General features: G+C 31.9%; 12 protein-coding genes. 8 read left to right on the top strand and 4 right to left on the bottom strand.

Annotated features, from left to right (window positions below; genetic code table 11):
- Window positions 1–21 precede the first annotated feature (21 nt).
- From CCY99_RS05045 to CCY99_RS09905, 3 genes are all read right to left on the bottom strand, one after another.
- On the bottom strand, window positions 22–1,179 hold the full coding sequence (locus CCY99_RS05045) for a hypothetical protein (protein WP_258443559.1): 1,158 nt from the start codon (window positions 1,177–1,179) through the stop codon (window positions 22–24).
- 25 nt (window positions 1,180–1,204) lie between these two features.
- The gene (locus CCY99_RS05040; RefSeq protein ID WP_146744942.1) at window positions 1,205–1,411 is read right to left on the bottom strand and encodes a hypothetical protein; all 207 of its coding nucleotides are present in this window, start codon (window positions 1,409–1,411) and stop codon (window positions 1,205–1,207) included.
- Between the two features lie 78 nt (window positions 1,412–1,489).
- A complete protein-coding gene (locus tag CCY99_RS09905) occupies window positions 1,490–1,624 on the bottom strand; it encodes a hypothetical protein (protein WP_258443503.1) in 135 nt (44 codons plus the stop codon).
- A gap of 86 nt (window positions 1,625–1,710) precedes the next feature.
- Between CCY99_RS09905 and CCY99_RS05035 the strand changes: the two genes are divergently transcribed.
- From CCY99_RS05035 to CCY99_RS09560, 8 genes are all read left to right on the top strand, one after another.
- Window positions 1,711–1,935, top strand: coding sequence for a hypothetical protein (locus CCY99_RS05035; protein ID WP_112060322.1), 225 nt, complete (start codon window positions 1,711–1,713; stop codon window positions 1,933–1,935).
- Window positions 1,936–2,172: 237 nt separating this feature from the next.
- A complete protein-coding gene (locus tag CCY99_RS05030; RefSeq protein WP_112060321.1) occupies window positions 2,173–3,207 on the top strand; it encodes a methionine ABC transporter ATP-binding protein in 1,035 nt (344 codons plus the stop codon).
- Window positions 3,208–3,852, top strand: coding sequence for a methionine ABC transporter permease (locus tag CCY99_RS05025; RefSeq protein WP_112060320.1), 645 nt, complete (start codon window positions 3,208–3,210; stop codon window positions 3,850–3,852).
- Between the two features lie 559 nt (window positions 3,853–4,411).
- Window positions 4,412–5,197, top strand: coding sequence for a MetQ/NlpA family ABC transporter substrate-binding protein (locus tag CCY99_RS05020; RefSeq protein WP_112060319.1), 786 nt, complete (start codon window positions 4,412–4,414; stop codon window positions 5,195–5,197).
- A 413-nt stretch (window positions 5,198–5,610) separates the two neighbouring features.
- Window positions 5,611–6,429, top strand: a complete 819-nt coding sequence (locus CCY99_RS05015) for a MetQ/NlpA family ABC transporter substrate-binding protein (protein ID WP_112060318.1) — start codon at window positions 5,611–5,613, stop codon at window positions 6,427–6,429.
- 83 nt (window positions 6,430–6,512) lie between these two features.
- On the top strand, window positions 6,513–8,333 hold the full coding sequence (locus tag CCY99_RS05010) for a hypothetical protein (protein ID WP_112060317.1): 1,821 nt from the start codon (window positions 6,513–6,515) through the stop codon (window positions 8,331–8,333).
- Entirely contained in the window at window positions 8,326–10,020 is a 1,695-nt protein-coding gene (locus CCY99_RS05005) for a hypothetical protein (RefSeq protein WP_112060316.1), read from the top strand. Before CCY99_RS05010 ends, CCY99_RS05005 begins: the two co-directional genes overlap by 8 nt.
- Window positions 10,021–10,101: 81 nt before the next feature.
- Window positions 10,102–10,254, top strand: coding sequence for a hypothetical protein (locus CCY99_RS09560; protein ID WP_181646849.1), 153 nt, complete (start codon window positions 10,102–10,104; stop codon window positions 10,252–10,254).
- A 221-nt stretch (window positions 10,255–10,475) separates the two neighbouring features.
- On the opposite strand, the gene metE is transcribed toward CCY99_RS09560, so the two are convergent.
- Entirely contained in the window at window positions 10,476–12,737 is a 2,262-nt protein-coding gene (gene metE, locus CCY99_RS05000; protein WP_112060315.1) for a 5-methyltetrahydropteroyltriglutamate--homocysteine S-methyltransferase, read from the bottom strand.
- Window positions 12,738–12,760: the final 23 nt, after the last annotated feature.

Genomic DNA, 12,760 nt, shown 5'->3' with positions numbered 1-12,760 from the left:
TTATTTTTCATTTTCTATAAATCAATTATCTTTAACCACCACAATTCCGCCATTAAAGCTTTTTATCTTGTATGAGCTAATATTGTGTTGCTTTAAGGTTTCAATCGTGGATTTAAAATCACTAGAGTTATCCACACCAAAGAAAATCAAATCACAATTTTCTTGCAAAATAGGCTTTTCTATAATCTCATATTCTGGCAAATACCTAGCATAGGCAATCCAACCAATCGGTAATTTGCAATTTTTTGGATTAAATTCTCCCCTTACATACTCACTTGCAGCCCTAATATCTTCTTTTTTATAAATATGGCTTAAATAAATCGAATGCAAGATAAGTGCAGATAATAAAATAATTGGAACTAGATTCTTAAAATATATGCTAAAAACAATTGCTATAAAAAGATAAATAAATGGATAAAGCATCACAAAATATCTAGTTGTCATTGTCTTTGTCCCAAAATGATATATAAGGCTAATAATCCCAAGCTCTAAGATAATAATCAAGATAAAAGGCAAGTAATCTGCTACTATCTTTATAAACTCCAGCTTATATTTCACTACTAAATAAATGCAAGATATAATAAAAATCCCCCAGCCATATTTCCCCAAACTAGCTAATATAATAGAAAATATTAATGAGAATAGATTCCCATCATGAACCCAAGTAAGCCCCTTGTGAGAATCTAGAATCTTATCTAATAAGCCACCAATTTCTATATGCACACCAAGCCATATTATCCCAACTAGTCCAATAAAAATAAATGTTAGCAATGTTTGTTTTATAAATCTTTTTTGCTTTAGACTAAGGCAAATCATAATAATCCCACTTGAGAATATAAAAATATATGCATAATAATGCGTTAAAACCAAGCTTACACCAAGCAATGCTAGGGCGATGTAGAATCTATTGGCATATTTTCTGTCTATTTTCCCTTGCATTATTTTATAAACAATAAAGCAAATAACGCAAAATATACTTGAGTTTCCAAGTAGCATTGCATAGTTTCTTAGCTCTTGGGCGTAATAAATAGTATTTGGATTTAGCATAAAAATAGCAAGAAATATTAAGGCAGTTTTAAAATTTATAAACCTAAGTAGCAAGATATAGCTTATAAAAGCACAAGAAATAATCCAAATGCTACTAAAAAATCTTAAAATAAAGTCGCTATTGCCAAAGATTTTCGAATAGAAAAGAAGTAAAAGATTATATAAAAATGGATGGACATCGTAGAATATTATCTCCCAAAATTGACTTAGATTCCATTTGGGATTCCCCCCCCCCTATTGTCATAACGCTAAAGGCTTCATCTCCCCAAAGTGATTCTCTATTGATATTAAAAAGCACAATAGCCAAAAATGGCACTAAAACCATACAAAAATAAAAAATATGTTTTATCTGCAATCTCTGCATTTCTTTCCCTTTAAGCATAAAATTAAAAGCCTAGAGTATAGCAGAATTTATAAACTTTCTCCTAGCCTTATAAGATTCTTAAATAAGCTCTACAATTCTTGCAAAATATGAAATCCAAACTTTAGCCAAAATCCACAAAATCACCGCATTTAAAAACTCCGCCAAATCCGCAATATAAATAATAAAAACTGCTCTGTTGCTAGATTGTAACACTTATGCCTTATTACTACGCAATCTAAAGTAGAGATAGCCTAATTTATCTAGCTTGGATTCTAGAATCTTGGCGTTTTTTATTTATATTGCGATTTTTGGGCGATTTGGGGTTGCTAGAATCTAAAGAATTTAGTGTGGATGCTGTAGATTCTATGCTAGATTCTGTAGCGGATTATTCCAATGTGGATTCCATAGAATCTACGCTGGATTCTATGGCGGATTCTGCAATGGCTTTTTTCTCATTTTCTTCGCTAGATTCCACATATTTGCCAACATTGGCAGAAATAATCGCAAAATTAAAATTATTATAGATAATATGCTTTGTGAAATAAAATCTAATAAAATCCTTAAAATACGAGCTTTAAGCCAAATAGAAAATTAATTTATGTAGCAAAAATATAGCATTTTTTTAAAAATACATATTAAGATTTAATAATTTCTGCTATAATCCCAATATTTTTTATAAGAATTTATGGGCAATTTAACCTAAAAATAAATCTATTTTTATCCCAAAATAGGGAATTCAATAAATAATTAGGAGATTTTCAATAGTTAAGCTAAATAATATTAATAAAATCTATCCAAATGGATTCCATGCTTTAAAAAATATCAATTTAGAGGTAGAAAATGGCGATATTTACGGCGTTATCGGCTTTAGCGGGGCGGGGAAATCTACGCTTATTAGGATTATAAACTTGCTAGAGACGCCTAGTAGCGGCGAGGTTATCGTAAATGGCAAGGATTTAAGTAAGCTAAATCCAAGCGAATTACGACTAGCCAGACAAAAAATAGGTATGATTTTCCAGCATTTTAATTTGCTTAGCTCTAGGAATGTGTTTGGAAATGTGGCATTTGCCCTAGAGATTGCAAAATGGGAAAAATCCAAGATAAAATCCCGTGTTTATGAACTTTTAGAGGTAGTTGGACTAAGTGATAAGGTGGATTATTACCCAAGCCAATTAAGTGGCGGACAGAAGCAGAGAGTAGCGATTGCAAGGGCGTTGGCAAATAGTCCAGATTTGCTACTTTGCGATGAGGCGACTTCGGCACTAGATTCTAAGACTACGAAGTCAATTTTGCATTTGTTGCAGAAGATTCAAAGCGATTTTGGCTTGAGCGTGGTGCTAATCACACATCAAATCGAGGTTGTAAAAGAGGTCTGCAATAAAATGTGTGTAATTAATAATGGCGAGATTATCGAGAGAGGCGAGGTAGAAGAGGTTTTCATCAATCCAAAAGAAGCAGTTACAAAAGAGCTAATCTCCTATCTACCGCCACTAAGTGAGAAAAATATCATCGATAAACTAAGCGATAAAAGCAATGTTTATAAGGTCATTTTCACAGGTCCAAACGCCTCTAGTCCGCTTATTAGCCAAATGATTAAGAAATTTAATATTGATGTAAATATCTTAAGTGGTAGTATCGAGGAGTTTCAAAGTGCGGAAGTGGGGCATTTGGTGGTAAAATTTTTAGGGAATGATTTTATAGTAGATGAATGTCTAAAATGGCTAAAAGGGCAGGGCATTACGATACAAAATCTAAAAGTGGAATCTAAAGAAGATTCTACTATAAGGGAATGCTAAATGATATTTGATAGTATTTTACAAGCATTATTAGAAACGCTTTATATGGTATCAGTTTCTTGCATTTTATCGGTGATTTTTGGACTTCCGCTTGGTGTATTTCTATGTATTACAAAGAAAAATTCCATTCTACCAATGCCTAAGATAAATAAGATTCTAGGTGGGATTGTCAATATTGTCCGCTCATTCCCATTTATTATTTTAATCATATTACTTTTACCTCTCTCAAGATTGATTGTTGGGACGAGTGTGGGAAGCACAACAGCGATAATTCCGCTTACCATTTCAGCTACACCATTTATAGCTAGGCTTTTTGAGGGGGCATTTGATGAGATTGATAAAGGTTTGATAGAAGCTACAAAAAGTATGGGTGCAACAAAATTCATCATTGTAAAGATGATGATTCTTGAATCTTTGCCCTCGATAATCAATGCAATAGTCATAACAATAATAAGTTTAATTGGTTATTCGGCTATGGCAGGAGCAGTTGGAGCGGGTGGATTGGGAGATTTGGCGATAAGAATTGGCTATCAAACATATCGCCCAGATGTGCTTATGTATTCCGTTGTTACGATTATAATCTTAGTGCAAATCATTCAAACAAGCGGGGATTTGGTAGTGAAATTTTTAAGAAAATATAGGTAAAATAAGGGTTTTTAGATTCTAGAATCTAAGATTATTGATTTTATGTGGAGTAATAAAAAGCTTTGCTAGGTGGCTAAAATGCATTTTTTACCAACCGCCTTTTTTCGAGATTCTTAAAAATTACTTTGCAATTTTTAGATTAGCTTAGATTCTGGGCGAAGCATAACACCGCAAGAAGCGTCGTTGGGGTTTGACAAAGAAATTAGCTAAAGCCAATATTACACGAAGCTATGCTTAAGGAAGCTACACTTTGGGTTTTAAAGGGCTAAGTCCTTAGCTAAAAAACTAGTGATTCCACTATTGCCGGCGAAACTAGGTTTCGCCTCTCCCACCTTTGGTGGATAGCTTTGACAGGAAACTTCGGCTAAAGCCTTGTTTTGGGGTTTTGAAAGCGTCGTAAAGTCTAGTAGTGCTAGAATACGAAATAAAAACCTTAGCTTTCTCGAATTTTTTGCTTTAGCAAAAATATTCGTAGCTTTAGGGGTTTCGAAAGGGTGAAGCCCTTCGTCGCAAGGAGGAACTTAGTTCCTCCGCGAAGTCAAAATAAAAAGGAGAAAATATGAAAAAAATCGCATTTGTTTTATTAGTCTTTTTAACTAGCTTAATGGCAGAAAATGGCAAGTTAGTTGATGTGAAAGTCGGTGCTACGCCTGTTCCAGCAGCAGAGATTTTAGAGTTTGCAAAACCACTTTTGGCAAAACAGGGGATTAATCTAATCGTGCAGAGTTTCACCGACTATGTTACGCCAAATATCGCCCTAAATGATGGCTCAAGCGACGCAAATATGTATCAGCATAAGCCTTATTTAGAGAAAACAAATAAAGATAGAGGTTTTGATTTAATAGCTTTAGAGCCTGTGTATGTCGTGCCTCTTGGCTTTTATTCTAAAAAATATAAAAGTGTAGATTCTATAAAAAAAGGCTCTACAATCGCACTTCCAAACGACCCTACGAATTACTCTCGCGCACTCATTTTACTCCATGATAATGGCGTAATTAAGCTAAAAGATGGGAATAATTTGGATTCTACCGAGTTTGATATAATCGAAAATCCTAAGAAATTCAAATTTCACCAAGTCGAAGCGGCGATGTTACCAAAAATTGTTGATGGTGTTGATGCGGCGGTGATTAACGCAAACTACGCACTTCAAGCGGGTATGAGTATCAAAGAGGCATTTTTCCACGAGAATGATAAAAGTTCGTATGTGAATGTTTTTGCCACTAAAAAAGGCAATGAAAATAATCTAAATATTTTAAAAGTCCAAGAAGTGTTGTTGGGTAAGGAAGTAAAGGAATTTATCTTGCAAAAATATAAGGGCGAAATCGTGCCTGTAACAAAAAATTAAGGTAGAATCTTTGGCGAAACTCATACAAATAATTTTTAGGGAAGCAATAAAGTGAGTTTCTATTGGCAGATAGAGTTGGTGTGAGAGCTATTTTCTCGCTCTCCCGCAAAAACTTTGTGGGTAGCTGAGAAATTATCCCTTGTCGTAAAGTCTAGTAGTGCCAGAATACGAAATAAAAACCTTAACCTTTCTCGTTTTTTAGGCGAAGCCTAAATAAATGAAGCTTTAGGGGGTTTAAAGGGGCAAAGCCCCTTATCTAAAAAAACCAGTGATTCCGCTAATGTCGGCGAAACCTAAGTTTTGCCTCTCCCACTATTGGTGGGTAGCTTTAGGGGGTTTAAAGGGGCAAAGCCCCTTATCGCAAGGACTAGCTTGGCTAGTCCGCGAAGTCAAATTAATAAAAAGGAGAAAATATGAAATTTATAAAATATGTTTTTGTGGCGTTAGTTGGAGTTTTCTTTGTGGCTTGTGGTGGGGAATCTAGCACAGAATCTAATGTAGAATCTAATGAAATATTAGAAACTATAAAAATTGGAGCAACCCCGAATCCACACGCAAGAATCTTAGAAAATATAAAAGAAGATTTAAAAAATGATGGAATAGATTTAGAGATTGTAGAATTTAGTGATTATGTGTTACCGAATCTCTCCCTTGATGATGGCTCAATCGATGCGAATTTCTATCAGCATCAACCTTATTTAGATAAAATGGTTGAAGATAAGAATCTAAAAATTGAATCCATTGCAAAAGTCCATATTGAGCCACTTGGATTTTATTCTAAAAAAATAACAAATATTGATGAGCTAAAACCAGAATCTCAAATAGTCATTCCAAATGACCCAAGTAATGGTGGGAGGGCATTGATTTTATTACATAATAATGGGCTTATAAAGCTAAAAGACCCTACAAACTTATATGCCACTGAACTTGATATTATAGAAAATCCAAAAAATCTAAAAATAAAACAGCTAGAAGCTGCGATGTTACCAAAAGTATTGGCTGATGTTGATGGAGCAGTGATTAATGGCAATTTCGCATTGCAGGCAAATCTAAGCAGTAAAGATGCGTTATTTTTGGAAGATTCTCGCTCACCTTATGCAAATATTTTGGTTGTTAGGAGTGTTGATGTAAATAATCCAAAATTACTAAAATTAAAAGATGCTCTTTTAAGTCCTAAAACAAAAGAATTTATAGAGCAAAATTATAAAGGTGAGATTGTAAGTGTATTTTAATTAAAAGTTATAAAAATATGAATGACAAAAACTTTTGATGAATATTTTTGATAAAATTCCCTAATTATTATTTTAGGTGATTAATGGAAAATAGGCATTTTCGTAATGGCGATAATATTAAATCGATTCTAAAGCAATTTGCTTTAGAATACAAGATTAATGAATTATTGCTTGATTATTCTTTGTCATCATATAAAACTTTCTTATTAAAGGATTCTATTGATACAAATGCTAGAACCTTAATTGATAATGCTGAGATTAATTCACATATAGATACAACATACAAAATAATACAAAGCTACACAATAGAGATTCTTAAACGACAAAGTTCGTTTTATCCTATTTTAATCCAACTTCAAAGCAATGAGAATGATACGACATTAAAAGCTTTGATATACACACAAAGAATCCCACAAACTAACAATATAGAAAAGCTGATAAAACAAACTATATTAAATATATGTGCGTATAGGGGGATTATAATTGGGCTTGGATGGAATAATATAAATCCAGATATTATTGATATAGCTTCTAAACTTCGTAGTAATGAAAGTCATCCTGAATACTATGCGATAAATATCTCCCAACTCCTAGAGCCAAAAATAAAAAGTCTTGCCGTTAAGTTAATAATCTCAAAAAGTAATAAAATCACCATTTTATCCCACGATAGCCTTTTATTAAATGGAGGATTTTTTAAGGTTAGCGAGGGAGAGGTTTTGCTTGATTATACAAAACCTATTTATGATTCTCCTTGGAGGGATATTTATGGAAATATTTATGGTATAGGAAAAGCTTATCCTATAGGGATTGAAGCGGGTTATGGCATTAGAGTAGAGGAGAGGGATAATAAGATTCTATATATAGCAGATACAAATGGCTATGTATCGATTGTCGGTAAGGTTATGCTAATCTCAAATACTGTTACACTTGATAATATTAATTCCAAAAATATCATTAATATCCAAGAGCAAGAAATCGATTCTCTAGTAGTGAAAAATGATAATCTCACAAAAGATATAATTAGCTCCGGACTTAGTCTAAATATCGATAAACTAAAAATTATTGGGAATATTGGGGCTGTGAATATTATCTCCAAAGATTTATTTATAAATGGGCAAGTTCATATAAAAAGTAATATCGAAACGCAAAAAGCTTCGATACTGCACTTTAAAGGCAAGTTAAAAGCAAAGAATGCGGAAATAAGATATTGCGAAAATAGCTTTATTGAATGTGATGATTTGCTTATAAATTATGTAAATGGCTCTAAATTATATTTTTCACGAGGTAAAATATCGCGGATTCAATCAAACAATACTTTATTTATTCAAGAATCTTTAGTCGTGGGAAATGTGGTTGGCAAAAATAATGAATTTATTCTAAATCCCTGCCTCTATGGAGAAGCTAAGGAGGAGTTAATTTCCCTTAAAAATAAGATTTTTAATCTTAATAAATTAAAGGGAATCTTTTTAAGTGGTAATAAATTGCAATACGAACATACTAAAAATCAATTTTTATATGAGCAATTAAAGGCAAAACATACAGATTTAATTGATAGCGATTTATATGATTGGAATAAAAATATATTAAACAAACAAATGCAAAGACTAGAAAATAGTAGCAAGCTTTTAAATGAATACAATGCTCTAATGGAAAGCTTTGATAAAAATAATACTATAATTAACGAAACAATAAGGAAAAAATTAGAAAAGATGTTTGATATACAAATCATATTTGAAAATAAATGTATGGTTGATTTTTATATTAGATTTATTAATTTCTATGGTGTTGAACATAGATTCCACATTAATGCAAGTGCCAATAATGCCATCAAAAGAGTAACACTATCGCAAGGTAAAGAAGTGGATTCTATAAAAATACTTGCCATAAAGAACGATAATGATTGAGCCGGTATTTAATATATCAAATGAGTTTAGTGCAGATTCTATAAATCTTTTTCAAAATTCCATTTTTGCATTTGACTTTAAAGAAGAAGTTTATTGGATTAGCGATATTTTAGATAATAATAGCAGTAAAACAATATCGATTAATATAGCAAAGAATTCATTTAATTCTTACAAGATTTCTATATGTAAATCCTTACCACTTTTTGCATATATAGACACAAGCGAATCAAATGCCATAGTTGTAGATACACAGCAAGCAAAGGCTATTCGCTCATTTAAGATTCAAGATTCTAAGATTGAGAGTATTTCAATAAGTGATAATGGCGATACTATTCTAATAGGTGGCAAAAATGGGCTTTTGAGCCGATGGAATATCTATAATGGCAAATTGCTTGATATACCAAATAGACATAAAGATTTTATTTTATTTGCCAAAGAAAGCCCCAATAAAAGATTTGTCGTTTCTGTGGGATATGATAGAAGTGTTATTTTATTTGATAAATACAAGGATAAAGTAGGCGTTCTTATTTGTGTGGCAAACTCGACTATTAAATGTGCTAGATTTTTTGATGATTGTAAGTTTTTGGCACTTGGTGATACAAATGGAGTGCTTTATATTATAAATACAGATACAAAATTTATCGTGCATAAATTTCAAGCCACTTTCGCACAAATTATTGATATATATTATTATAAAGATTCGTATATTTTCTATCTCAATGATAATGGAGTGATAGGCATAGTGAATTTTTCTAAAGAGGAAAAAATCTTAGATAGCTTTATGCCAAATAAAAAATATAAATCTTTTATTATTGATAATGATTTAGTTGTGTTGGCAAGTGTGGATAAAAATGTTTGTGCCTACAATCTGCATTCTTTTGTTGAATATGGCATATCACTATTACAAAATAATAATGTAGCGGATGCTTATGAATTTGTCGCACAAAATAAATTTTTACAAAATGAGGATTTTTATCTGCAATTAGAAGCAAAATTTGAGGCTGATATTTTAGAGGCAAAAGCCTTAGCTTGTAGTAAAAATCAACTTATGGCATTAGACATATTAAATAAATATTTAGACATTCCAGATAAACACAATCAAATATCAACCCTAATAGCAAATATTAAAGCAATTGATGAATTTCAACAATTAATGAATAATAATATGGAGATTCGTGCTATTCCTATGGTAGCAAAAAATCCAATACTTAGAGAGCTAAAAAGCTATATTGATTTTAAAAATAGATTTGGAAAAGTGCTAATTTTAGCTAAGGAATTAGTAAAAAAAGGTAAAAAAACCGACGCAAATACCGTAATGATGCATTATAAAAAGATTCCATCAAAGATTCGCACAATACAAGAAGTCATATCCTATCCGCAAAAGGTAGATGAAGCTCTACAAGCAATTAAAAACAAGGATTATAAAACATTTTTTAGATTAAAAAAAGATTTTCAATTTGTGGGCTTTTTGCAAGAAAGTAAAAATATGATGGAAGATGGAGAAAAGTATTATTATAAATTATTACAAGCTTTTTATGAAATGGATTTGAAAAATTGCAAATATTGCATTGGTATTTTAAAGAATTTTAAAGAATACAAAGAGTTGGCATTAGAGTTAGAATTTAAAATAGATGAGATTGCAAATTTATTAAATAAGATTAAAATAGATTCCATTACTCCAAAATAGATTTAAAAGATAATAGATGAGTATAGCTGAATATGATAATTTTATTGATTTCTGTGTTAATAAAAACTTCTATAATTGCTTATGTGGGGTGGAAAACCTAGTATTGAGATTAATCTCCCTGAACTAGATGAAGTCATCATACAAGACCATTGTGATGACTATAAAAATGAGAGCTTAGGGGAATTCCTTACTCGTAGGGGTGTTTTTGATGAATTTAAAAAGCTGATGGGTTAATATGAAGCCACTGAAACATCATCACTTACTTAGAGATAAAGGATATGCTTATCTTGCTGGTAAGCCTAGAAGTGGTAAGACACTCACTCAATACTAGTAGCTGAACTAGAATCTTTAGCTACACCCAAACTTATATTAGTTTAATTTTTTTTAATTATCGCTGCTTAAAAACTAGAGTTAAAATATAGAGATTCCATCTAAAATCCCTATATTTTTGATTATTATTTGTTTGTAAATTGACGAACAGCTTCCACCATATTTTTTAATGCAGGTTTGACTTCCTCCCATTTTCGCGTTTTCAATCCACAATCTGGATTAATCCAAAGTTGCTCTTTTGGTAACACTTCTAGAAGTAATTTAATTTGCTCTACCATCTCATCAACACTTGGAATCCTAGGACTATGTATATCATAAACGCCCGGACCAATCTCATGCGTATATCCAATATCTTTAAATATTTTCAATAGAGAATTTCCGCTTCTAGCACATTCTATACTTATTACATCGGCATCCATATCCTCAATGGTTTTTATAATATCATTGAATTCGCTATAACACATATGTGTATGAATCTGCGTATTTGGCTTTGCTATTGAAGTGGATAGCTTAAAGCATTCTAGTGCCCAAGTTTCATACTCCTTGATATTCTCCGCTCGTAATGGATAGCCCTCTTTAAATGCTGCTTCATCAACTTGAATTATCTTTATCCCACCATTTTGTAAATCATTAATCTCATCACGAATAGCAAATGCAATCTGCTTGCAAACTTCCTTTCGCTCCACATCATCTCTAACAAACGACCAATTTAGTATCGTAACTGGACCTGTTAGCATTCCTTTCATAATCTTATTAGTTAAACTTTGAGCATATTTTGACCACTCTAAGGTCATGGGTTTAGGACGAGAAACATCTCCATAGATAATAGGTGGCTTCACACATCGACTTCCATAGCTTTGCACCCACGCATTTTGGCTAAATACAAAGCCCTCCATTTGCTCCCCGAAATACTCCACCATATCATTTCGCTCAGGCTCTCCATGCACTAGAATATCAAGCCCAATTTCTTCTTGGAATCTTACGCAATCCTTAATATACTCTTTAATCCCATTATCATAATCATCTTTTGAGATTTCATTTTTCTTGTATTTTGACCTTAATGCCCTAAGCTCCGGAGTTTGTGGAAATGAACCAATTGTAGTTGTAGCAAGACTTTCATAGCCTAATTCTTCTTTTTGGATAGCGATTCTATCTACAAACTCTTCACTTCTATTTATATTAATATTTTCTTTTAATCTATTTTGAACATCTTTTTTATGAATCTTAGATGAATGTTTTCTATGGTGATTTATATTTTTAGATTCTTCCCATTTTTCTTCATTTGCTTCTGTAATTCCATTTTTAAATACAGATTCTAGTAATAAAATCTCATCAACCTTTTCTACTGCATAGCATTGCCAAGAAAGTATTTCTTTATCCATTTTTACTTCACTTTCCTTGCTAAATGGCGAATGAAGCAACGAGCAACTAGAGCTAATAAAAAGCCTTTCTTTTGGAATCTTATGTGCGATTTTATTGCAAATCTCAAGCTTAGTTTCTAAATCACTTCGCCAGATATTCCTACCATCGATTATTCCAATATAGAGAATCTTATTAGTTTTTGCAATTTTCTCAATGGAATCTATATTTTTTTTACCATAAACAAAGTCAAGCCCAAGCCCATAAATATCTGTTTTTAATAGAATCTCTGTTAATTCCGTGCTATGTTCGAAAAATGTAGTAACTATCGTTTTTACTTTTTTTGATAAATGATTATAGATACATTCAATAGCTGGAATCTCATAAATACATTGTAAATCACCTAGTTTTTTATCTATGCCACAAGCAAAAATAGGCTCACTAAACTCTATAACAATATTAGAATCTAATTTTTCTAATTCTTCGATAAGCTCAAAATACGCACTTTTAACCTTTCTAAATACATCTTTTGGATTACCCTTAACAATCTTACTTAGAGCGAAAAATGTAAAAAGCCCGATAAGATTTATTTTTGGCTTATAGCCTAATTCTTTTGCTTCGTTGTATTGTGCTATTATCCAACTAGCATCAATCTTATATTCATCATCAATGCTTAATTCTGGCACAACATAATGATAATTTGTATTAAACCATTTTGTCATCTCACAGGCAATTGCATCGTTTGTTCCCCTTGCCATTCCAAAATATAACTCCAAATCTTTATATGGTTTGAATCTCTCTGGAATTGCCCCTAGTGAATAAGCCAAATCAAGCATATTATCATAATAACTAAAGTCATTTACACTTACAAATTCTAGATTTTTTTGAATCTCCCAATGTGCTTTTCTAAGCTCTTTTGCCACATTATGTAGGGCTGTTTCATCGATTTTTTTTGCCCAAAAACCCTCTAATGCTTTCTTTAACTCCCTATTTTTACCAATTCTAGGAAATCCTGTAATGATAGCCATAAATATCCTTTCTTACTCTATTA

Source organism: Helicobacter sp. 16-1353, from assembly GCF_003288815.1.
In the GTDB taxonomy this organism is placed as follows: domain Bacteria; phylum Campylobacterota; class Campylobacteria; order Campylobacterales; family Helicobacteraceae; genus NHYM01.
This window is presented reverse-complemented; position numbering and strand designations above follow the sequence as displayed.

Excerpts from the sequence above, each read along its gene's own strand:
- CCY99_RS05015 (WP_112060318.1), top strand. The coding sequence starts at position 5,611 with ATGAAATTTATAAAATATGTTTTTGTGGCGTTAGTTGGAGTTTTCTTT.
- CCY99_RS09560 (WP_181646849.1), top strand. The coding sequence starts at position 10,102 with ATGTGGGGTGGAAAACCTAGTATTGAGATTAATCTCCCTGAACTAGAT.
- CCY99_RS05025 (WP_112060320.1), top strand. The coding sequence starts at position 3,208 with ATGATATTTGATAGTATTTTACAAGCATTATTAGAAACGCTTTATATG.
- CCY99_RS05020 (WP_112060319.1), top strand. The coding sequence starts at position 4,412 with ATGAAAAAAATCGCATTTGTTTTATTAGTCTTTTTAACTAGCTTAATG.
- CCY99_RS05010 (WP_112060317.1), top strand. The coding sequence starts at position 6,513 with ATGGAAAATAGGCATTTTCGTAATGGCGATAATATTAAATCGATTCTA.
- metE (WP_112060315.1), bottom strand. The coding sequence starts at position 12,737 with ATGGCTATCATTACAGGATTTCCTAGAATTGGTAAAAATAGGGAGTTA.
- CCY99_RS05040 (WP_146744942.1), bottom strand. The coding sequence starts at position 1,411 with ATGCAGAGATTGCAGATAAAACATATTTTTTATTTTTGTATGGTTTTA.
- CCY99_RS05005 (WP_112060316.1), top strand. The coding sequence starts at position 8,326 with ATGATTGAGCCGGTATTTAATATATCAAATGAGTTTAGTGCAGATTCT.